This is a genomic window from Streptomyces sp. JH14 (genome assembly GCF_029428675.1).
Taxonomy (GTDB): domain Bacteria; phylum Actinomycetota; class Actinomycetes; order Streptomycetales; family Streptomycetaceae; genus Streptomyces.
Genome location: NZ_JAJNEL010000001.1, coordinates 4079164 through 4098628, shown reverse-complemented (window position 1 = coordinate 4098628; position 19465 = coordinate 4079164). Strand labels below are relative to the sequence as shown.

Annotated in this window: 23 protein-coding genes; 11 read left to right on the top strand and 12 right to left on the bottom strand. The window is 71.4% G+C overall.

What is annotated here, in order from left to right:
- Window positions 1–129 precede the first annotated feature (129 nt).
- From LRD69_RS18525 to serC, 6 genes are all read left to right on the top strand, one after another.
- Window positions 130–1611, top strand: coding sequence for an ATP-binding protein (locus LRD69_RS18525; RefSeq protein ID WP_277327695.1), 1482 nt, complete (start codon window positions 130–132; stop codon window positions 1609–1611).
- Window positions 1608–2054, top strand: a complete 447-nt coding sequence (locus tag LRD69_RS18520; protein WP_277327694.1) for a roadblock/LC7 domain-containing protein — start codon at window positions 1608–1610, stop codon at window positions 2052–2054. The genes LRD69_RS18525 and LRD69_RS18520 overlap by 4 nt, the downstream gene beginning before the upstream one ends.
- Entirely contained in the window at window positions 2051–2416 is a 366-nt protein-coding gene (locus LRD69_RS18515) for a DUF742 domain-containing protein (RefSeq protein WP_277327693.1), read from the top strand. The genes LRD69_RS18520 and LRD69_RS18515 overlap by 4 nt, the downstream gene beginning before the upstream one ends.
- A complete protein-coding gene (locus LRD69_RS18510; protein ID WP_277327692.1) occupies window positions 2397–3047 on the top strand; it encodes an ATP/GTP-binding protein in 651 nt (216 codons plus the stop codon). The genes LRD69_RS18515 and LRD69_RS18510 overlap by 20 nt, the downstream gene beginning before the upstream one ends.
- Window positions 3048–3114: 67 nt before the next feature.
- Window positions 3115–4323 (top strand): cytochrome P450, encoded by a 1209-nt coding sequence (locus tag LRD69_RS18505; RefSeq protein ID WP_277327691.1) that lies wholly within the window; start codon window positions 3115–3117, stop codon window positions 4321–4323.
- A 93-nt stretch (window positions 4324–4416) separates the two neighbouring features.
- A complete protein-coding gene (gene serC, locus LRD69_RS18500; RefSeq protein ID WP_277327690.1) occupies window positions 4417–5535 on the top strand; it encodes a phosphoserine transaminase in 1119 nt (372 codons plus the stop codon).
- Between the two features lie 64 nt (window positions 5536–5599).
- Here the strand turns inward: serC and LRD69_RS18495 are convergent, their stop codons facing one another.
- The 3 genes from LRD69_RS18495 to LRD69_RS18485 form a co-directional block, all read right to left on the bottom strand.
- A complete protein-coding gene (locus tag LRD69_RS18495) occupies window positions 5600–6010 on the bottom strand; it encodes a DUF4259 domain-containing protein (RefSeq protein WP_277327689.1) in 411 nt (136 codons plus the stop codon).
- 70 nt (window positions 6011–6080) lie between these two features.
- Window positions 6081–6605, bottom strand: coding sequence for a GNAT family N-acetyltransferase (locus LRD69_RS18490; RefSeq protein WP_277327688.1), 525 nt, complete (start codon window positions 6603–6605; stop codon window positions 6081–6083).
- Window positions 6606–6657: 52 nt separating this feature from the next.
- Window positions 6658–7662, bottom strand: a complete 1005-nt coding sequence (locus LRD69_RS18485; protein WP_277327687.1) for a WD40 repeat domain-containing protein — start codon at window positions 7660–7662, stop codon at window positions 6658–6660.
- A gap of 58 nt (window positions 7663–7720) precedes the next feature.
- Here LRD69_RS18485 and LRD69_RS18480 point away from each other — a divergent pair, with 58 nt between their 5' ends.
- Window positions 7721–8419: a GDSL-type esterase/lipase family protein gene (locus LRD69_RS18480; RefSeq protein WP_277327686.1), complete on the top strand. Its 699-nt coding sequence runs from the start codon at window positions 7721–7723 to the stop codon at window positions 8417–8419.
- Between the two features lie 41 nt (window positions 8420–8460).
- On the opposite strand, the gene LRD69_RS18475 is transcribed toward LRD69_RS18480, so the two are convergent.
- The 3 genes from LRD69_RS18475 to LRD69_RS18465 all read right to left on the bottom strand — a co-directional run bounded on the left by LRD69_RS18475 (window position 8461) and on the right by LRD69_RS18465 (window position 11132).
- The gene (locus LRD69_RS18475) at window positions 8461–8625 is read right to left on the bottom strand and encodes a hypothetical protein (protein ID WP_277327685.1); all 165 of its coding nucleotides are present in this window, start codon (window positions 8623–8625) and stop codon (window positions 8461–8463) included.
- A 62-nt stretch (window positions 8626–8687) separates the two neighbouring features.
- Complete coding sequence (locus LRD69_RS18470; protein WP_277327684.1) at window positions 8688–10487, bottom strand: serine/threonine-protein kinase; 1800 nt, start codon at window positions 10485–10487, stop codon at window positions 8688–8690.
- Between the two features lie 204 nt (window positions 10488–10691).
- Window positions 10692–11132, bottom strand: a complete 441-nt coding sequence (locus tag LRD69_RS18465; protein WP_277327683.1) for a hypothetical protein — start codon at window positions 11130–11132, stop codon at window positions 10692–10694.
- Window positions 11133–11249: 117 nt separating this feature from the next.
- Here LRD69_RS18465 and LRD69_RS18460 point away from each other — a divergent pair, with 117 nt between their 5' ends.
- The 4 genes from LRD69_RS18460 to LRD69_RS18445 are packed head-to-tail and all read left to right on the top strand — an operon-like array spanning window position 11250 to window position 14520.
- The gene (locus LRD69_RS18460) at window positions 11250–12026 is read left to right on the top strand and encodes a helix-turn-helix transcriptional regulator (protein ID WP_277327682.1); all 777 of its coding nucleotides are present in this window, start codon (window positions 11250–11252) and stop codon (window positions 12024–12026) included.
- Complete coding sequence (locus LRD69_RS18455) at window positions 12023–12205, top strand: DUF397 domain-containing protein (RefSeq protein WP_277327681.1); 183 nt, start codon at window positions 12023–12025, stop codon at window positions 12203–12205. Before LRD69_RS18460 ends, LRD69_RS18455 begins: the two co-directional genes overlap by 4 nt.
- A 9-nt stretch (window positions 12206–12214) precedes the next feature.
- Window positions 12215–13459: an ATP-binding protein gene (locus LRD69_RS18450; RefSeq protein ID WP_277327680.1), complete on the top strand. Its 1245-nt coding sequence runs from the start codon at window positions 12215–12217 to the stop codon at window positions 13457–13459.
- Window positions 13456–14520 (top strand): tetratricopeptide repeat protein, encoded by a 1065-nt coding sequence (locus LRD69_RS18445; RefSeq protein WP_277327679.1) that lies wholly within the window; start codon window positions 13456–13458, stop codon window positions 14518–14520. Before LRD69_RS18450 ends, LRD69_RS18445 begins: the two co-directional genes overlap by 4 nt.
- 18 nt (window positions 14521–14538) lie before the next feature.
- Here LRD69_RS18445 and LRD69_RS18440 read toward each other — a convergent pair whose 3' ends face one another.
- The 6 genes from LRD69_RS18440 to LRD69_RS18415 all read right to left on the bottom strand — a co-directional run bounded on the left by LRD69_RS18440 (window position 14539) and on the right by LRD69_RS18415 (window position 19309).
- On the bottom strand, window positions 14539–14817 hold the full coding sequence (locus tag LRD69_RS18440; protein ID WP_277327678.1) for a hypothetical protein: 279 nt from the start codon (window positions 14815–14817) through the stop codon (window positions 14539–14541).
- Window positions 14818–14846: 29 nt separating this feature from the next.
- On the bottom strand, window positions 14847–15710 hold the full coding sequence (locus LRD69_RS18435; protein ID WP_277327677.1) for an ABC transporter permease: 864 nt from the start codon (window positions 15708–15710) through the stop codon (window positions 14847–14849).
- On the bottom strand, window positions 15670–16524 hold the full coding sequence (locus LRD69_RS18430) for an ATP-binding cassette domain-containing protein (protein ID WP_277327676.1): 855 nt from the start codon (window positions 16522–16524) through the stop codon (window positions 15670–15672). Before LRD69_RS18430 ends, LRD69_RS18435 begins: the two co-directional genes overlap by 41 nt.
- Window positions 16521–16976 (bottom strand): MarR family transcriptional regulator, encoded by a 456-nt coding sequence (locus LRD69_RS18425; RefSeq protein WP_277327675.1) that lies wholly within the window; start codon window positions 16974–16976, stop codon window positions 16521–16523. Before LRD69_RS18425 ends, LRD69_RS18430 begins: the two co-directional genes overlap by 4 nt.
- Window positions 16977–17162: 186 nt before the next feature.
- Complete coding sequence (locus LRD69_RS18420; protein ID WP_277327673.1) at window positions 17163–18524, bottom strand: C1 family peptidase; 1362 nt, start codon at window positions 18522–18524, stop codon at window positions 17163–17165.
- A gap of 290 nt (window positions 18525–18814) precedes the next feature.
- On the bottom strand, window positions 18815–19309 hold the full coding sequence (locus tag LRD69_RS18415) for a hypothetical protein (protein WP_277327672.1): 495 nt from the start codon (window positions 19307–19309) through the stop codon (window positions 18815–18817).
- Window positions 19310–19465: the final 156 nt, after the last annotated feature.

Genomic DNA, 19465 nt, shown 5'->3' with positions numbered 1-19465 from the left:
TCGTCAATTCTCATATAGTGGCCCGGACTTGATTAGGAATTGCCAGATCCAGTTATTACGTTCACCCCTTCCCGTACCCGACTGTCCGGATCCGTCCCTGTCCCGCACCGTCCGCCCCAAGGAATCCGCTTGCGCTCCTCATCACGGCCGGCCGCACTGGCCCTGCTGGTCTCGGCGGCCCTCACCGGTTCCCTGTGTCTGTGGGCGGTCGCGGCCGCTCCCTCCTCGGTCAGAACCCCACTGGCCTGGGGGGCGAGCGCTGCCGCCGTACTGCTGTCCGTCGCCGTGGCCACCGCCGTCCACTCCCGGGCCGCCCTGCGCCTGCTGCGCGCGCGCCGCGCGGCGGAGGCCGAGCGGTTCAGCGCCGAGACCTCGCGCATGGTGTCGTCGTCCGCGGCCGAGGCCCAGCGGTTCACCGCGGAGACGGCCAGGATCAAGGCCGCCGCCTCGGCCGAGACCGCCAAGGCCGCCGAGCAGGCGGCCGCGGAGACGGCCAGGATCGCCGAACAGGCGGCCGCCGAAACAGCCAGGCTGGAGGCCGAGACCGAGCGGCTGGGCGCGGAGATCGAGCGGCTCACCGCCCGCGCGGCCCGCAGCGACACGCTGCGCTCCGCCGCGGTCGCCGCCTGCGCCAACGCCGCGGGCCGGATGCAGGCCCTCGCCACCGGCATGCTCGCCGACCTGCGCGAGATGGAGCACCGGCACTCCGCCGAGGACGTCCTCGGCGATCTGCTGCACCTGGACCACCGCACCGCCCAGGCGGGACGCCTGGCCGACTCCATCGCCGTGCTGACCGGGGCCCGCTCGGGGCGCCGCTGGGCGAAGCCGATCAGGATGGAGTCCATCCTGCGCGGCGCGATGGGCCGGATCAACGGCTACCAGCGGATACGGCTCCACTCGACCAGCGACGTCGCCATCGCCGGCCACGCCGCCGAAGGGGTCATGCACGCCCTCGCCGAACTCCTCGACAACGCCGCCAACTTCTCGCCGCCCACCGCGGAAGTCCATGTGTACGTCGAGGAGGTACCGGCCGGTGTCGTGCTGACCGTCGAGGACAGCGGTCTGGTGATGAGCGAGGTGCAACTGCGGCGCGCCGAGCGTGCGGTGTCGGCCACCGACCAGGACCTCACCGGTCTGTCCGGCACCCGGCTCGGCCTCGCCGTCGTCGGCCGGCTGGCCCGGAAGCACGGACTGACGGTGTCGTTCCGGCCGTCCGCACGGGGCGGCACGGGGGCGCTGATGATGCTTCCCCAGGAGCTGATCACCCGGATCCCGGTGGCCACCCCGGAACCCGCCCCGGTCCTCGCGGCGGCCCCCGCCCCCGAACCCGCCGCCGCGGCACCGGGGGCCGGCCCCGCATCCGACGCGCCCCGCACCGGCACGGCGTCCTCCGAGCCCTCCGCATCCGAGCCGGCGCTCGGCGACAGCGGCCTGCCCAAGCGCCCCCGGGGCCGTACTCTCGCCGCCGCCGAGTCCCGTACCCGCACGAACGGCACGACCGCACCTCCCCGGCCCCGTACCGCAGACCCCAAGGACCAGGCAGCACGCTTCAGCAGCTTCCGCCAGGCTGTACGGCCCCACTCCCCGCACCCGGAAGGCAACACCCCATGACCGCGACCACCGACGAGAAGCTCAACTGGCTGCTGGAGGGGCTCCTGGAGCGAACCCCCGGGACCCGGCACGCCCTCGTCCTGTCCAGGGACGGCCTCAAGCTCTGCCGCACCCCCGAGCTCACCGTCGACCAGGCCGACCAGCTGGCCGCGATCTCGGCCGGCATCCAGAGCCTGTCCCACGGCGCGTCCGTCGAGTTCGGTGACGGCACCGGCGGCGTACGTTCCGCGATGGCCGAGTTCTACGGCGGCGTGCTGTTCATCGTCGAGGCGGGCGCGGGCGCCCATCTCGCGGTCGTCGCCGACGACGACGCCGATGTCGGCCTCGTCGGGCACAACATGAGTGAGCTCGTCGAGCAGCTCGGTGAGCACCTCGTCGCCCCGCCGCGCACGCCCTCGGGGACCGTCGAAGTCACCACCACCGACGTGACCGCCGACGCATGACCCGCCGCCCCCGCCCCGGCCGGGACGACTCCCCGGACCGGCTGTACACCCTCACCGGTGGCCGCAGCCGGTCCGGTTCGGACGCGTTCGACCTGGTGACGCTGGTGGTCTCCGAATGCGAGCCGGTCCCCGGCATGCAGTCGGAGCACATCACGATCCTGCGGATGTGCAAGCGGCCCACCGCGGTCGTGGAGATCGCGGCGGGCCTCGGCCTGCCGGTCGGCATCGTCCGGATCATGCTGTCCGATCTGCTGGACACCAGCCGGATCAGTGCTCGCCACCCCCGTACCGCCCGTGTCGCGGACCGGCTCCCCGACCCCGACATCCTGGAACAGGTGCTCGTTGGACTCCGCAATCTCTGACCGTGCCGCCCTGCAGGCGACGGCCGACAACGGACTGAAGATCGTCGTCGTCGGCGGCTTCGGGGTCGGCAAGACCACCATGGTCCGCTCCGTCAGCGAGATCCGTCCGCTGAACACGGAAGAGACCATGACCCGCGCGGGCGAGGCCGTCGACCGTCTCGACGGTGTGCAGTCGAAGACGTCCACGACCGTCGCCTTCGACTTCGGCCGGATCACGCTCGACGAGCGCTCGGTGCTGTATCTCTTCGGCGCCCCCGGTCAGGAACGCTTCTGGTTCCTGTGGGACCGGCTGTTCGCGGGGACGCTCGGTGCCGTCGTGCTCGTCGACACCCGCCGGCTGGCCGACTCCTGGTACGCGATCGACCGTCTGGAGCACCATGGCACGCCGTTCATCGTGGCGTGCAACGACTTCGGCGGCCCGCTCCACACCGAACAGCAGATACGTGAGGCGCTCGACCTCTCGGACGACGTGCCCCTGGTGGAGTGCGACGCGCGGGACCGCTCGTCGAGCAAGTACGTACTGATCACGCTCGTCGAGCACCTCCAGGCGCTCGCGCAGGGCAAGGTGCCCGCCCCGTCCGCCGCCCGCCCGGAGACCACGCAGCACAGGACCCCCGAGCCCAGCTCGTGACCCGGCCCCCGGCCCCACGTCGCGCACGGCCGCGCACCGATCTCCCCCCACCTGCAGGAGGCCAGAGATGACCCGCATCGCCCTCGACCCCTTCGTCACCGATCTCGACGGCGAGAGCGCCCGGCTGCGCGCGGCCGGCCCGCTCGCCGAGGTGGAGCTGCCGGGCGGGGTGCACTGCTATGCGGTCACCCACCACGCCGAGGCTCGGCAACTGCTCACCGACAGCCGGGTGGTCAAGGACATCAACGTCTGGAGCGCCTGGCAGCGCGGCGAGATACCGATGGACTGGCCGCTGATCGGCCTCGCCAACCCGGGCCGCTCCATGCTGACGGTCGACGGCACGGACCACCGCCGGCTGCGCACCCTGGTCGCACAGGCGCTGACCGTGAAGCGGGTGGAGCGGCTGCGGGCCGGCATCGAGGCGCTGACGACGGCGAGCCTGGACCGGCTGTCGGCACTGCCCCGGGGCGAGCAGGTCGACCTCAAGGCGGAGTTCGCGTACCCGCTGCCGATGAACGTGATCAGCGAGCTGATGGGCGTGGACGGCGCCGACCACCCGCGGCTGAAGGAGCTCTTCGAGAAGTTCTTCTCGACGCAGACGCCGCCGGAGGAGGTCCCGCAGATGATGGCGGACCTCGGCGCCCTCTTCACGAGGATCGTCGACGCCAAGCGCGAGAACCCGGGCGACGATCTGACGAGCGCCCTGATCGCGGCGTCCGAGGACGGCGACCACCTCACCGACGAGGAGATCGTCAACACCCTCCAGCTGATCGTCGCGGCCGGTCACGAGACGACGATCAGTCTGATCGTGAACGCGGTCGTGGCCCTCCAGTCCCACCCCGAGCAGCGCAAGCGGGTGCTCGGCGGGGAGGTGCCGTGGGAGAACGTGATCGAGGAGACCCTGCGCTGGAACACGCCGACCTCGCACGTGCTGATCCGGTTCGCCACGGAGGACGTCGAGGTCGGCGACAAGGTGCTGCCGAAGGGCGAGGCGCTGATCGTCTCCTTCGGTGCGCTGGGCCGCGACGAGGCACAGTACGGGCCGACCGCCGGTGACTTCGACGTCACCCGCTCCCCCAACCGCCACATCGCGTTCGGCCACGGGCCGCATGTGTGCCCGGGTGCGGCTCTGTCGCGGCTCGAGGCGGGGGTGGCGCTGCCCGCGCTGTACGAGCGGTTCCCGGATCTGGAACTCGCCGTCCCGGCCTCCGAGCTGCGGAACAAGCCGATCGTCACCCAGAACGACCTGCACGACCTGCCGGTCGAGCTGGGCTGATCCGCCGTCCGAGGTGCTCCACGAGCCGGATCGGGCGTCTCATCGGACGGACACGGGCCTCGGCCGTGTCCACGAGGCACTACGCTCCGGTTCGTGGCCGATATCCAGATTCCCGCTGACATCAAGCCCTCCGACGGACGCTTCGGCGCCGGTCCTTCCAAGGTGCGGACGGAGGCGCTCGACGCGCTGGCCGCCACCGGAACGTCTCTTCTCGGTACGTCCCACCGCCAGGCCCCGGTCAAGAACCTGGTCGGCTCGGTGCGTCAGGGTGTGCGCGACCTCTTCTCCCTCCCCGAGGGCTACGAGGTGATCCTGGGCAACGGCGGCTCGACCGCCTTCTGGGACATCGCGACGCACGGCCTGATCGAGACGAAGTCCCAGCACCTCAACTTCGGTGAGTTCTCGTCGAAGTTCACGAAGGCCGCGAAGCTGGCCCCGTGGCTCGCCGACCCGAGCGTCATCTCCTCCGACCCGGGCAGCCACCCGGAGCCGCAGGCGGAGGCGGGCGTCGACGTCTACGCGTTCACGCACAACGAGACGTCGACCGGTGTCGCCATGCCGATCAAGCGCGTCGCGGGCGCCGACGAGGGCTCGCTGATCCTGGTGGACGCCACCTCCGGCGCGGGCGGTCTGCCGGTCGACGTCGCCGAGACGGACGTCTACTACTTCGGCCCGCAGAAGGTCTTCGCCGCCGACGGCGGCCTGTGGATCGCCGCCTTCTCCCCGGCGGCCCTGGAGCGCGCCGCGCGGATCCACGCCTCCGGCCGGCACATCCCGGAGTTCTTCTCGCTGCCGACGGCGATCGACAACTCGCTGAAGAACCAGACGTACAACACCCCGGCCCTGGCCACGCTGTTCCTCCTGAACGAGCAGCTGACCTGGATCAACAGCCAGGGCGGCCTGGACTTCTCGACCGGCCGCAGCGCCGCGTCGGCGCAGAACCTGTACGGCTGGGCCGAGGAGTCGAAGTACGCGGCCCCCTTCGTCACCGACCCGGAGAAGCGCTCGGCCGTCATCGGCACGATCGACTTCGCGGACGAGATCGACGCCGCCGCGGTCGCCAAGGTGCTGCGCGCCAACGGCATCGTCGACACCGAGCCGTACCGCAAGCTCGGCCGCAACCAGCTGCGTGTCGCGATGTTCCCGGCGATCGACCCGGCGGACGTGCTGGCCCTGACGGCCTGCATCGACTACGTGATCGAGAAGCTGTAACGAGCAGCTGTACGTCCACGAGGGGCTTCGGTACGGATCCGTACCGAAGCCCCTCGTGCGTTCCTCACCCCGCCGCCTCCGCCAGGACCGCCCGGAGCCGGCCGATCCCCTCCGCCCACGGCGCCCCGTGCCCGCTCTCGCTCCACAGCTCCACCAGCTCGGACGGCTCGGCCGCCACCCGGTCGAGGGCCCGGACCGCGAGGCCCCGCAGCTCCACGGGCAGTTCGGGGAGCTGCTCGTCCGGTCCGTACACGGTCGTCACGGGCTCCCCGCCCGGGCACTGCGCGGCCACCAGAGCGGCCGCCGCCACGGCCACGACGCCGTCGTCGGAGTCCAGGTACGCCGTGGTCCCGACGACGGCCGTCAGCGCGTCCCGGATCAGCTCGGCCCGCTCGTTCTGCGGGGCGTCGTCGAGATCCCCCGAGAAGTCCGCTGCGGTGTCATTGTCGAAATGACCGATGTCCCAGGTGCCCATGGTGCCCCTCCCTCTGCGGTCCGGCCATCCTCGCAACCACCACTGACAACGGGCCCGTCCGTGCACGTCGTCACCGCCCGGCACCGGAAGCGGCGTCCGTGCGGTGCCACCGCCGCTCCCCGTCCTCCCATGTGTCGGTGGGGACGAGTCCCGCCGCCGCGGCCACCGCGGCGGATGCGGCGTGGCCGGGGTGGATGTGCGCGACGACCGTACGGACCGTGCCCCCGGCCAGCAGGTGTGCCACCAGCCCCGCCGCCGCCTCCTTGGCGTGGCCCATGCCCTGCCACTCGGTACCGACGACCCAGGCGACCTCGGCCTGCGGGCCTGCCACCGTGGCCTGGACCCAGCCCGCCAGGCGGCCGTCGGCGCGTACCCGGAGCACCCAGTTCCACCAGCGTTCCGCAGGGTCGGGAGAGCCGGACTCCCAGCGGGTGTAGCGGGCCCTGAGGGCGTCCGGGGTCTCCGGGGCGCCGCCCGTGAACCTGTGCAGGGCCGGATCGGCGAGGACCGCGGCCATCTCGTCGGCGTGCACGGCGCGCAGCGGCAGTGCGTCGAGCCGCTCGGTGGAGAACGCCTCCGGCCCGTGGTTCGTCATGGCCGCCCGCCCCTGCCTGCGGACCGCCGGGCCGCCTGCCGGGCGCGGCAGCTCAGCCACGGTTGCGACGCCGGTTCGCGAGGACGAGTACACCCACGGCGGCGAGCACGATCGCCCCGACCAGCGTGCTGCCCTTCACCGGGGTGCCGCCCCCGCCCCCGTCGCCCGCGGGCGACGACGCGCCGCCGCCGTCCTTCGACGGTGCCTTGGCGTCACCGCCGCCGCTCCCGCCCCCGATGTCCACGCGCACCACGTCGCTCCGTGCGCCCTCCGAGCCGAACATCAGCGCCGAGCCGTCCGCGGTGTACGTCACCGATTCAGCCTGTCCCTGCAACGGCGCGTCGACCCGGTGGTCGGCGCCGAGCCGCCCGTTCTCGAACGCGTAGCCACGGGCGCTGAAGTAGGACCGCAGCACCAGTTCCCTGCCGTCGGGCGAGAACGCCCCGTCCGTCACCCACGGCACCTCCCCGACCCGCCGGAACACATTGGTCCCGCCGGTGGTGAGCTGCGCGGGCCCTTCGTACAGCCCGCCGCCGTTCTCGTTCTTCGAGGCGATGTAGACCCGGCCGGTCTTCGGGTGGACCATCAGCGCCTCGGCGTTGCGCGCGCCGTCGGCGTACTTCACGTCGAACTGGGTCGCGCGGACCGTCGCGTCCTTCAGCACCTTCGGTTCGGGGAACCGGTAGATCCAGACGTGGTCCCAGCTGCCGTTCAGGTTGTCGCCGATGTCGCCGACATACAGGTTGCCGTCGGGCCCGAGCGAGATGGCCTCCACGTCGCGCGGTGCGCCGACCCCGCGCATGGTGATCGTCGCGACGGTCTTCCCGGTCCGGGAGTCGACGGCGTAGACGTACGGGCCGTCCTCGCTGTCGTTGTGCGTCCAGTAGACGCCCGGGTGGGCGCGGCTGGCGGCGAGGCCGCTGGACTCGGTGATGCGGGGGTCCTCGATCGTGAAGCTGCGGTCGGCAGCTCCGTCGTCGGCCGTGGCCGGGGTCGCGGTCACCCCGGCGAGGACGAGCAGCGCGGCGGCGCCGGAGACAGTCAGATACGAACGCATGGGCCAAGTGTCCATCGTCACGTCGCAGCCCGCCGTGATGATCCGCCATGATGACCGCATGCGTTTCATGTTCGTCGGCGATTCCATGACCATCGGGCGCGCCGGCGACTTCACCTGGCGCTATCGGATGTGGCAGCACCTCGAGGCGGCCTTCGACGGCCCGTACGAGATCGTCGGCCCGCGCACCGAGCTGTACGACACCGTGACGAACACCCCGGTCTCGTACGCGTACGGCGATCCGGAGTTCCCCGCGGAGGCCCGCCGCCATCTGGCGGGCTGGGGCGAGGGGTGGCTGCACATGGCCCCCGTGATCGCGGACACGGTCGCTGCGGCCCGTGCCGACGTGCTGCTCGTCTCGCTCGGCCTGATAGACCTCGGCTTCTACACCGACAGCGGGCAGACGGCCGAGAACGTCCGCGCGTTCCTCACGGCCGCCCGCACCGCCAACCCGCATGTCCGGGCCGTGCTCCTGCCGGTGATACCGAACGTCCGGGCCGAGTCCGACGCCCCGTTCGCCGCCGAGTGCGACCGTTTCAACGAGCTGCTCGCGAAGGCCGTCGCCGATCTCGACGAGCCGACGTCCCCGATCCTGCTGGCGTCGCGCCCCGCCGCGTACGACATCCACGCGGACACGTACGACGGTACGCACCCGGGCCCCACGGGCGAACAGAAACTGGCCGCGACGTTCGCCGACGCGATGCACCAGGCGTGGGGCGTGGGAGGCCCCTACGCCGGGGGTCGCGCACTCCTGGTCTGACGACGCCGCGGCCGGCGTGAAATCCGCCGGAACCTCAGCGCTCACGGCGTTCCGAGCATGGTCAGGGAGAGCTGGGTCAGCTCCTCCGTCAGCCAGTCGGGCGTGACCCGGCGCGGGCGCCGGCCGTGGTGGGCGAGGAACTCGTCGGCGCAACTGCGTTCACCGGCCGGACCGCTGTCACCGCAGGCCGGCCTTTCCCGTGACACGACGGAGCGTTGACGCCGCCTCCGGCGCCGGCCGGCACATGGCCGGCCGGAGGGGCGCCGGCTCAGCCGCCCGAGCGGGAGGTGACGGCGTTGCGCCAGACGGTGAGGTCCAGAGTCATGTACGTACTGGGTGAGTCCTGGTCCGAGAAACCCTGCACGGTCACGAGTCCCATGTGCCCCGTCCCCGTGATGACGCAGATCTGCCGCCCCTTCGAGAGCGTGTTCACATAGATGTTCGCGGCGAAGCGGGTCTCCTGGAGGCAGGTGTCGAGCGATCCCTCCTGCGCCGGATCGAGCAGCACCAGGTTGCCGCCCTCGCTCTCCGCGTCGAGGTATCCGCCCGTGTCGTAGGAGAGTTCGTACCCACCGTCCTCGCCCTTCTCGGGCCGGAGGCTGTCGTCACCGAGCGTCAGGTGATAGCCGGCCGTGAGGTTGATGCCCTTGCCGACGATGGGCTTCGGCGCGGGCTTGACGGACGGCGTGGATGCGGCCGTCTCACCGCCGCCGCTCTCCTGGCTCTCCGGCGTGCCCTGCTTGTCCTGCCCGTCCTGCACCGGACCGCCGCTCTGCGTCTGCTCCCCCTTGTCCTTGAGCAGGAGGTAGGTGCCGCCCCCCGCAACGCCGAAGACCAGCGCGGCGGCAAGGGCGATGACCGCTCCCCGCCTGCCCGCGCTCTTCGGCGGCCGGGGACCCTGCGGGACGGGCTGCCCGGGGTACATGGGGCGCGCCTGCGGGTACCCGGAGGCCTGGGTCGGGGCGTACGCGTGGGCGTGGGCGTGGGGCTGCGCCTGGGCGGGTGTCCGGTACTGCTGCTGAGGGGGCTGGTACGCCACGGGCGGGCCGAAGCCCGCGGGTGCGGCGGCCGGGGCCACCGGCGTCGTGGGCGAGTACGCCGCGGACGGGGCGGTGGCCGGGGGCGGCGGGGTCTGGACGGGGGCGGGGGCCGCCGTCCGTACGGTGATGTCGGCGGCGACCGGGCCGGGCAGCCAGTCCTCCGGGCGGCGCAGCACCGTCTCCGCGTTCGCGGACTGGCAGAGCCCGATGACCTCGGCGATCGACGGCCTGTCCGCGGGATCCTTGGCGAGGCATCGGGTGACCAGCTCCGACAGCCGCTCCGGCACCCCGCTGAGGTCCGGCTCCTCATGGACGATCCGGTAGAGCACGCCGTGCGAGGTCCCCTCGCCGAAAGCCGGTGTCCCCGTCGCCGCGTACGCCGCGACCTGACCGAGCGCGAAGACGTCGGTGGCCGCGGTCACCCTGCGCCCGGCGGCCTGCTCGGGGGCCATGAACGAGGGGGTGCCGATGGTGACACCGCTGCCGGTGAGCGAGGTCGCGTCGGCGGCGTACGCGATACCGAAATCGATGACGCGGGGCCCGTCGGCGGCGAGCAGCACATTGGACGGCTTGAGATCACGGTGCACGATGCCCGCGCCGTGGATGACGTGCAGAGCCTCGGCCATGCCCGCGATCAGCAGCAGCACCGTGTCGACGGGCAGCGCCCCATGGGCGACGACCGCGTCGGCGAGCGAGGGGCCCGGCACATACGCGGTGGCCAGCCAGGGCTGCGCCCCGTCGGTGTCGGCGTCGATGACAGGTGCGGTGAACAGCCCCTGCACCCGCTGCGCGGACTGCACTTCCTGGGCGAACCGGCGCCGGAACTCGGCATCCTCGCCGAATTCGGGGCGGATCACCTTGATGGCCACGGGCCGCCCACCGGGTGTGTACGACAGATACACCTTGCCCATGCCGCCCGCGCCGAGCTTGGCGGCAAGCCGGTATCCGCCGATGGTGGTCGGATCGTCCGCCGCGAGCGGCTGGAAGACCTGGGAAGAACTCCCCCGGGCCGGGTGCTGACTACTCATCAATTCACGTCTCCCCCGTGGAACATCACCGACGAGACGGCACCCTATCCAAGGACGGGCCGTCGGCGCCCACCCTGCCGGACGCACCGCACCCCGGTCGCCGAGCAGTCGGTTCGGCGACCACTCGGCGGCACATCTCGCCATCGGGAGTCGTGATGCCGACAGGGCCGGTGGCGGCAGGGAAGAAGCGGGAGGCCGATCCGGTCAGGAGCCGGCAGGGCGCCCACCCGTCCCCTCCGCCAGAACGTCCACCGTCAGCCCGTGCAGCAACACCGCATCCACGAACGGCGTAGAGGTGGTCGGCAGCGAGCGCCAGTCCAGCGGCCAGGTCGGTCCCCGCAGTGCGGGCACCCCGACGAACGCCGCCGTCCGCCCACCCCGGCTCATCACTTCCGCCCCTGCCGGCCAGTGGTGCGCGTTCGCGGACAGCGGCGGCAACAGGAAGTACACGCCCTGCTCCCCCACCCTCGAGCGCACGATGGGACCCGCGTCGAACCCGGTGAACCGAACGATTTCGCTGGCGACTTGCTCTCCGGCCACGCCGGTGATCCGTACGGCATCGAAGTGGATACCCGCACAGCGAAGAGCATGCCCGCGCGCAGGCACCCACGAAGGCGCCGGGTCCGGTGAACTTTTCCGTTCCATACGGAAAGTGTGGGGCCGCACACGTACCGTGACCAGGGACACAAGGCGTCTGTGCACTGTTGTGCACTTGGGAGGTGGGTTGTGCACTCCGGCGGCCAAGGGGGCGGCACCGCCCAGATGTTCGGGACGTTGTTGCGCTTCTACCGGGAACAGGCGGGACTGTCGCAGGAGGTCCTGGGTCTGAAGATCGGCTTCTCGAAATCGCAGGTGGCGATGGTGGAGCGGGGGCAACGGCCGCCGAGGGGAAACTTCATCGCGCGGGCGGACGAGGCGCTGGGTGCACAAGGTGCACTGAATGCGGCGGGAGCAGAGCTGACGTTCAGCCACTTGGCCTCGTGGTTCGAGCCGTTCGCCACTGAAGAGGCGAAAGCGTCGGCCAGGCACGAGTACGAGACGCATGTGGTCCCTGGCCTGCTTCAGACGGAGGAGTACGCCCGCGCGGTCTTCACCAACCACCATCCGTCTCTCGACGATGAAGAGATCGAAGGGCGGGTCGCAGCCCGTTTGAAACGGCAGGAGCTGCTCGCCCGCAGACCGGTCGCAGACATCGGCTTCGTCCTGGAGCTGCACCCGCTCACGCGGCCCATCGGGGGCCATCAGACACGCAAAAGGCAGCTGCGCCACATCCTCGATGTGGCGCAGCTGCGGAACGTACAGATACAAGTGATGGCACCGGAGCGGATCAGCCACGCGGGACTCAACGGTCCCTTCGTCCTGCTGGAGACGGCTGAACGGAGCCGCCTCGCCTATATCGAAGGACAAAGCGGCAGCTTCTTCATCACCGAACAGCCTGACCTGGGCAACCTGTTCGGAAAGTATGGGATTCTGCGGGCGCAGGCGCTCAGCCCGGAAGCGTCCATGAAGCTGATCGAAGAGGTGGCAGGGGAAGAATGAGCACCGACCTCAACTGGTTCAAGAGCAGCTACAGCGGCGATCAGAGCGGCAACTGCGTCGAGGTCGCCACCCGCCCCCGCACCGTCCACGTCCGCGACTCCAAGGACGTCACCGTCCCCGCTCTCGCCCTCTCCCGCGCCGCCTGGACCGCCTTCCTGGGGTATGCCACCGCTCAATAGGGTGGAGGCATGTCCCATGAGTCGCCCCTGATCCAGAGCCTGCGTACCGCTGTTGCCGCGGCGCCCACCGACGTACCGCTCCGGCTCCATCTAGCCGAATTGCTGCTCGGTGAGGGGCTGAGCGACGCGGCCGTCAGCGAAGCCGCCGTCGCGCTGCAGCATGCGCCGGGCGACGCCGGTGCGCGAGCGCTCATGGTCCGGGCGATGGGGATGCCCGCACCCGAGGCTCCCGAGGCGCCGGCGGCCCCCGCTCCGACGGGGTTCGACTGGCGTGCCGCCGAGGACCAGGTCAAGGACGCCGTACCGCCGCGCTTCGTCACGCCCGAGGCTCCCGTCCCCGTCGCCGGCCAGGGCGACTCCGATGACGCCGCGGTCTGGGAGGTCGACACTCCCGGTTCCGTCACGCTCGCCGACGTCGGCGGCATGCAAGAGATCAAGGACCGTCTCGAAGCCGCGTTCCTCGCTCCCATGCGCAACCCCGAACTGGGCAGGCTGTACGGAAAGAGCCTGCGCGGCGGGCTGTTGATGTACGGGCCGCCCGGCTGCGGCAAGACGTTCATCGCGCGGGCCGTCGCGGGTGAGCTCGGGGCGAGCTTCATGTCCGTGTCGATCAACGACGTGCTCGACATGTGGATGGGCAACTCCGAGCGCAACATGCACGAGGTCTTCGAGACAGCCCGCCGCCAGGCCCCGTGCGTGCTGTTCCTCGACGAGGTCGACGCGCTGGGCGCCAAGCGGAGCCGTATGCACCACGGCGGCATGCGCAACACCGTCAACCAGTTGCTCACCGAACTCGACGGCGTGGACGGGGCGAACGAAGGCGTGTTCGTGCTCGCCGCGACCAATGTCCCCTGGGACGTCGACATCGCGCTCCGCCGCCCCGGCCGCCTCGACCGCACCCTGCTCGTGCTGCCGCCGGACGCCCCCGCGCGCGAGGCGATCCTCCGCTACCACCTGCGCGACCGGCCGATCGAATCCGTCGACCTGGGCAAGCTGGTCAAGGTCACCGAGGATCTGTCCGGCGCGGACCTGGCGCATCTCTGCGAGTCCGCTTCGGAGCGGGCGCTGCTCGACTCGACGCGTACCGGCACGGTCCGGATGATCAACATGAAGGACCTGCTGGCCGCGGCGAAGGAGGTGCGGCCGTCCACCGACCCGTGGTTCGCCTCGGCGCGCAATGTGGCGATGTTCGCCAACGAGGGCGGCATGTACGACGAGTTGCTCGCCTACCTGAAGAGGAAGCGCAAGCTGTGAGCACGACGGGGCAGGACCTCACCGAGCAGGCGTCCGCGCTGCTCTCGCTCGACCGCGTCGACGAGGCGAAGGAACTGCTGGCGAGGCGGCTGGCCCAGGACCCCGAGGACGTCCGCGCCTGGGCGAAGCTGGCCCGCTGCCATCTGCGGGTCAAGGAGTACGACAAGGTCGTCGAGGCGACCGGGGCGGCGCTGGCGATCGACCCGGAGTACGTCGACGCGCTGATCGTACGGACCTACGGGATGCGCCGGACGACACGGCCGGACGAGTCGCTCGCGGCGGCGCAGGAGGCGGTGCGGCTCGCCCCGCTCATGTGGCAGTCGCACGTCGCGCTCGCCGAGGCGCTCGGTGCCTGGCAGCCGCGCTGGCCCGAGGTGCTGGAGGCGGCGCAGGAGGCGGTCAGGCTGGGGCCGGAGGAGACGGCGGCGTACTACGCGCTGTGGAAGGCCTCACTGCTCAACGGCCGGGGCGACATCACCGCTCTGGCGGTGCGCGAGACCCTGCGGATCGACCCCACCGACGCGTGGGCGCTGCAGGAACACGCGGACAGACAGGCCCGGGCGCCCGGGGTGCGGCCGAAGAAGCAGGCGGAGGTGTACGCGTCGGCGCTCGCCGCCGACCCGGCCTCGGACCGGATGCGCATGGGGCTGGACCGTGCGGTGTTCCAGATGCTGCGCGGCACCCGGTGGCTGGCCGTGCTGAGTCTGGTGCTGGCCGGCGGGGCGATCGATCTGTTCCCGTCCGACGGGGACGGCCCCGGGCTGCCGCTGCCGCTCGGCACCCGGCTGTACGCGCTGGCACTGATCGGCGTGATCTGGGCGTTCGGCGCGTGGCGGCGGTACCGGAAGCTGCGGGCGGGGGTGCGGCTGAGCGTGCGGTCGCTGGTGCGGCGGATGTTCTGGGCGCGGCTGGTGCTGGCGCAGGCGGTGCTGGGGACGCTCTGCGCGGTGGCGATCGTCGCGGTCCCGTGGACGGACCGGGGGGTCCCGCAGGTGGTGTTCTGGGTGGGGCTCGGGCCGACGCTGCTGACGATCTGGTTCGACCGGCCGCGCACGCGGTAGCGGCGACGCGCGGGGGCGTCAGCTCTCCGGTTCCTCGACCAGGCCGCAGGCGAAGGGGAGCGACGCCAGGAACTCCCGCCGCCCCGGATCCGGTTCGGCTTCGGCGAGATCCCCGAGCACCTGCAGGAACCGGTCGAGCTGTTCGGAGGGCAGTTGCGTGAGCACCCGGGTCAGGCTCTCCGCCATCTTCACCGCGGAGTCGGGGTCCACCTCGTCGTCGCCGCAGCTGTCGAGGAACCACAGACTGTCGACGACCAGCCCGGCAAGCACAGGAACCAGTGGATCGGTGTCGGCCATGCCGAGAACGTAGCCCACGTACGACGTGGTCAGCGGGCCAGTCGGGGAAGCAGGGAACCCGCGGCGACGATGCCGGCCAGTGCGGCGAAGGCGAGGACCGCCAGGTCGAGGCCGAGGTGGGCCGGCGTACCGATGAGCAGGCCGCGCAGGGCGTCCACCTCGTAACTGAGCGGGTTCACCCTGCTGACGGCCTGGAGCCAGCCGGGCATCACGGCGACCGGGTAGAGCGCGTTGGAGGCGAAGAACAGCGGCATGGTGATGGCCTGGCCGATGCCCATCAGGCGGTCGCGGGTCAGAACGATCCCGGCGATCGACATCGACAGGCAGGAGAAGAACGCCGACGCGAGGACGACCACCACGACCACGCCGAGCAGGCGCAGCGGGTTCCAGGTCATGCCGACCCCGATCACGGCGGCGATCACGATGACGACCGCCGCCTGGATCACGGCTTTCACCCCGGCGGCGAAGGCCTTACCGGTCACCAGGGCGGTCCGCGGCGTCGGAGTGACCATGAGTTTGGTGAGGACGCCCGAGTCCCGCTCCCAGATGATCATGATGCCGTAGAAGATCGCGATGAACATGGCGGACTGGGCGATGATGCCGGGCGCCAGGAAGTCGAGATAGGGGACGCCGCCGGTGGGAATCGCGTGGATGCGGGAGAACGTCACGCCGAAGATCAGCAGCCAGAGCGCGGGCTGCACGGCGCGGGTGTAGATCTCGGTGCGGTCGTGGCGCAGCTTCTGCATTTCGACGACGCACATCGCGGTGACGCGCGCCGGGACGACGCGCCAGCCGGTGCGGGGCGGCGGCGGGTCCCGCAGGAGAGCGAACCGCTGGTCGGGCGAGGCCGGTTCAGCCGAGGCGGTGTGCGGTGCGACGGGTACGGCGGACATCTCGGAACGCTCCCTTCTCATCGGCGGATCCGGGGCCGGGGTCGCCCAGGCCGCTTCCGGAGTGGTACCGGAAGACGTCCTCCAGGGTCGGCGGCGGCAGGCCGGTCTCACCGGACTTCCGGCGGTGGGCGACGAGTTCGCTCTTCAGCTGGGCCGGCGTGCCGAGCGCGCGGAGTCTGCCGAGGTGCATGAGCGCAATCCGGTCGCAGCGCTGGTCGGCCTCGTCCATGGAGTGGGTGGTGACCAGCACGGTCATCCCGGTGCCGGTACGGATCTCGGTGATGCGGTCCCAGACGCTGTCGCGCGCGATCGGGTCCAGGCCGATGGTCGGCTCGTCCAGGATCATCAGGCGCGGCGCGCTGACCAGGGCCTGGGCGAGTTCGAGTCGCCTCACCATGCCACCGGAGTACGTGGCGGCGAGCCGGTGCGCCTGCGGGCCGAGACCGACCGCGTCCAGCGCCTGCCCGACGCGGGCCGCGCGCTGCCGGCGGGGCACGTCGAAGACACGGGCGAAGAGGGAGACGTTCTCCCGGCCGGTGAGAGCAGCGTCGGCGGACAGCTGCTGCGGTACGTAACCGAGCAGGCGCCGTACGGCCATCTTCTGCCGGGCGGCGTCATGGCCGAATACCTCGATGACCCCGGCCGGTACGGGCAGCAGGGTGGTGATCGCACGCATGGTGGTCGTCTTGCCCGCACCGTTGGGCCCGAGGAGGCCGAACACCTCACCGGGGTGGACCAGCAGGTCGAGGCCGTCGACGGCCTTCGAGGTGCCGAAGGAGTAGCTCAGACCGGTGCAGCTGAGAGCGGGGGTCACGGGGGCTCCTCTCCTTCGCGCAGCGACTCGGCGAGTCTGCGCAGTGGCGGGAGCGCGGCGGTCAGCGCGGCCCGGTCCTCCGCGTCGAGCCGCGCGACGTGCTCGCGGAAGAGCGCGTCGCGCCGGGCGCGCCACTCGCGCAGCCGCTCGGCGCCCGCGGGGGTCGGGTGGAGCAGCGCCGCACGCCCGTCGCCGGGGTCGGTCTCACGGCGCAGCAGCCCTTCCGCGACCAGACGGTTGACCAGGGTGCTGACGGAGTTGGCCGCGAGGCAGAGGTCGTGCGCGGCGGCCGAGACGCGGATGCCCGGCTCGTCGGCCACCAGCCGGAGCAGCTCTGCGTGGGCGCCGCGCAGCCGGGGTGCAGGCAGGCCGTTCCACAGCCTTCGCCGGGCGAGCCGCTGGATGCGGGGCAGAAGTCCGGCGAGCTCCTCAGGTGGATCACCCGCCGCCATGCGTCCAGTTTAGCTCTGTATGCGAGGTATCGGCCGCGTGATCGCCGCCGTGTGCGAGGGCCGCGGTCCGGCCGGAGGAACCGGGTGTACGGCAGCGCCGGCCGGCGGCCGTGGGCATGAACGTGCCCGTACCGCCGGCGGGGCGGGCCGTCACCCACCCCGCCGGCGGCTTCGAGCGGGCGGGCCTCAGTCGGCGAGTGCACCCATGGGGTCCCAGGCCGGCAGGACGATCGGCGGCTCGTCGAGGGCGGCGGCCAGCTCCGGCGGCAGCGCGGAGCGCCGCACCGCGACCTCGAAGACGTGCTCGCCGAACCACGAGTCGTTCATGGTCCAGAAGCCCTTGTCGGCCTTCTCGTCGCCCCAGCTGTTCTCGACCCGCCAGCGACGCGGGGCGCCGTCGACCACATCCACGCCGGTCAACAGCATCGCGTGCGTCATCTGGGTCTCGTGGTGGACGAGCCGTGCCGCCTTGTCCAGCTCGAACGACGTGTCGTAGACGGCCTCGTAGTCGAACAGATCGGCGTCCCAGATCCCGAGGTCCGCACGCATCATCCGGGCCACGTCGCAGCCGAACCAGACCGGCTCGCCGCCGACGATGGCGTCCATGCTGAGGCGCTTCAGCAGGTCCATCTCCACGTTCAGGTAGACCACCGGCGGAGCTTCGACGATGTTGCCCAAGTACTCGACGGTGAAGGTGCGGCCGACCGGACTCGACTCCCGCGGGTCGTGGACGATACAGACGTAGTCGTCGAGGGGTATCTGCACGTACGACTTCGCGAACTCGGCCGGCGTCATCCAGCCGGCGCGGTGGAACTCCTGGTCCTTGTCCCGCCACTGCCACAGGAACCGCTGCGGCGGTGTACCGAGGTGGATGCTGAGTACGCGGTGGACGGCGGCCAGCACCTCTCGCTTCTGCACGCGCTGCGCCTCGGCCCCCTCGGCGGCCGCCCGGCGCAGATCCCGGGCACCCCGGCGGAGCAGGCTCTTCAGGGCCCGGTTCATCGGTCCCGTCGCCGACGAGCTGTTCGTCTCCGGCATCGCCGACTTCGGCACCAGGCCGTGCTTGGCGACCAGCGCCACGAACATGTTCCACTGGCCGCCGTCGCTGATGGGGTCCCCGAGCAGGTGCGCCACCGTCCGGTCGTCGACGTCCCGGTCGGAGGTCTCGATGACGGCCTCGAGGAAGTGGTTCGCCCGCTCGAACTTGTCCCACCAGAGCAGGTAGTTCTGGGAGAACTCGAAGTCCTTCACGCCGAGCTTCTGTGCAGCGCCGACGCGCAGCAGGTTGAGCCCGGCGAACATCCAACAGCGTCCGCTCTGCTTCTGGTTGGTGACCTTCCAGTCGTCCAGGTGGTGGGAGACCGAGTGGTCGACGGCGGTCACGATCCGCCGGTCCAGAGCGATGTCGTCCACGGGCGTCTGGGTCACGGCGTTCTGCATCAGCCGGTTCGCGGGCCGAGAGGCGAACTCCTTCTCGAAGACCTCGAACTGCGCCGGGGTGAGACTGCGGTCGGTGGCCTGATGGGAGTGAGGGTGTCCGAGCGTCACAGTATCCGCATCCAGTTCTCGAGTCGGCCCGTGATCGCGCGGGCCCGGGGCAGGCGGGAGGGAAAGCGTTCTCACCGTCGCACGGCCGTTCGGCCACAGTCAACGGACTTGCCTACGCGATCGATGAGGTGACCTGCCATGACCTGCCGTGACCTGCCGCGACGCGCCGAGCACGCATCCGCCCGCGTCCGTGGCGGTGGTTCGCACCGGCTTGCCGCCCACCCGGCCACCGCGGCCGCACCGAACGCGGCCCGGAGCAACCCGCCGGCCGCGCGTGGGCCGCGGCGCGCTCACCGCTCCGGGAACCGCTCCCCGCACCTGCTGCAGAACACCGGTGCCGAATCCTCCGAGAGGCGGCCGCAGTCGGGACAGACCCGGTCCAGCATGCAGGGGCCTTCGCCGCCTTCGTACGTCACCGGGACCTCGGCCGAGGGCTTGATGGCCAGGCCCGGACGGCGGCGGTGGACGGTGAGGTACGCCAGCCCGTCCGGGCCGGCCACGAGGGCCCGGCGGGACGTGCGGGGCAGCTGGACGACCGTGGTGGGGGCCAGTTCCAGGAACTCCTCACCCATGACCACGCGCCCGGTGCCCGCGACCACGACGAGCAGCACGTCCAGGACGTCCTCCTGGTGCTCCCCCACCTCGGCGCCCGGCGGCAGCCGTACGAGATTGGCGTCCAGGTCCCGCCCCTGATCGGCCAGTCGCCACAGAGCGCCGCGCTGCTCGGGGGCGGCGGTGGCGAGCAGTTCGTCGAGTACTGCCAGGACCCGCGGGATCGGACTCATGGCAGCCACGCTACGCCCCGCCGCACGGTGGGCCCCTTCGACCCCGTTGGTCACCGCGCGGGAGCCGGCGAAGGCACCGCCGGCCGTGATCGACCGCGGGCGGCAACCGGCCGGGCGGTCCCGGGGGTGCCGGCCCGGTTCGCCTCGCGCAGGCGG

Coding starts and splice junctions, on each gene's coding strand:
- LRD69_RS18465 (WP_277327683.1), bottom strand. CDS start 11,132: ATGGAACGGAAAAGTTCACCGGACCCGGCGCCTTCGTGGGTGCCTGCG.
- LRD69_RS18480 (WP_277327686.1), top strand. CDS start 7,721: ATGCGTTTCATGTTCGTCGGCGATTCCATGACCATCGGGCGCGCCGGC.
- LRD69_RS18470 (WP_277327684.1), bottom strand. CDS start 10,487: ATGAGTAGTCAGCACCCGGCCCGGGGGAGTTCTTCCCAGGTCTTCCAG.
- LRD69_RS18415 (WP_277327672.1), bottom strand. CDS start 19,309: ATGAGTCCGATCCCGCGGGTCCTGGCAGTACTCGACGAACTGCTCGCC.
- LRD69_RS18425 (WP_277327675.1), bottom strand. CDS start 16,976: ATGGCGGCGGGTGATCCACCTGAGGAGCTCGCCGGACTTCTGCCCCGC.
- LRD69_RS18435 (WP_277327677.1), bottom strand. CDS start 15,710: ATGTCCGCCGTACCCGTCGCACCGCACACCGCCTCGGCTGAACCGGCC.
- LRD69_RS18505 (WP_277327691.1), top strand. CDS start 3,115: ATGACCCGCATCGCCCTCGACCCCTTCGTCACCGATCTCGACGGCGAG.
- LRD69_RS18440 (WP_277327678.1), bottom strand. CDS start 14,817: ATGGCCGACACCGATCCACTGGTTCCTGTGCTTGCCGGGCTGGTCGTC.
- LRD69_RS18490 (WP_277327688.1), bottom strand. CDS start 6,605: ATGACGAACCACGGGCCGGAGGCGTTCTCCACCGAGCGGCTCGACGCA.
- LRD69_RS18520 (WP_277327694.1), top strand. CDS start 1,608: ATGACCGCGACCACCGACGAGAAGCTCAACTGGCTGCTGGAGGGGCTC.
- LRD69_RS18485 (WP_277327687.1), bottom strand. CDS start 7,662: ATGCGTTCGTATCTGACTGTCTCCGGCGCCGCCGCGCTGCTCGTCCTC.
- LRD69_RS18495 (WP_277327689.1), bottom strand. CDS start 6,010: ATGGGCACCTGGGACATCGGTCATTTCGACAATGACACCGCAGCGGAC.
- LRD69_RS18455 (WP_277327681.1), top strand. CDS start 12,023: ATGAGCACCGACCTCAACTGGTTCAAGAGCAGCTACAGCGGCGATCAG.
- LRD69_RS18460 (WP_277327682.1), top strand. CDS start 11,250: ATGTTCGGGACGTTGTTGCGCTTCTACCGGGAACAGGCGGGACTGTCG.
- LRD69_RS18450 (WP_277327680.1), top strand. CDS start 12,215: ATGTCCCATGAGTCGCCCCTGATCCAGAGCCTGCGTACCGCTGTTGCC.
- LRD69_RS18515 (WP_277327693.1), top strand. CDS start 2,051: ATGACCCGCCGCCCCCGCCCCGGCCGGGACGACTCCCCGGACCGGCTG.